Source organism: Pseudomonas sp. AC463, assembly GCF_979253585.1.
Genome location: NZ_CEEDDZ010000349.1, coordinates 1 through 317, shown reverse-complemented (window position 1 = coordinate 317; position 317 = coordinate 1). Strand labels below are relative to the sequence as shown.

The window sequence follows — 317 nt, the reverse complement described above, 5'->3', positions numbered from 1 at the left end:
ATCGACCCGTGGGGCGATGACCGGCTCGGCCTCTGGCAGTCGGACAACGGGCGCGACTGGACCTTCTCGACACCCGACTGGCCGACCAAACGGGCGGCGACCAGCCCCACGTCGGGCGACGCCAAGGTCTGGGCACCGTCCGTCGTGCAGGCGAGGGATGGCCGCTGGTGGATGTACGTCTCGGTAGGCAACGAGATCTGGGTCGGTACTGCACCCTCGGCGGCGGGGCCGTGGCGCGATGCGAATGGCGGCAAGCCGCTGGTGAACAAGGCGTTCGCGCCGAAGTATCACATGATCGACGCGGAGGCCTTCATCGA

At 68.1% G+C, this 317-nt stretch carries 1 protein-coding gene; it reads left to right on the top strand.

The window, feature by feature from the left end:
• On the top strand, nucleotides 1–317 hold a 317-nt coding region (locus AC0IYH_RS30470; protein ID WP_471837884.1), incomplete at both ends, for a family 43 glycosylhydrolase.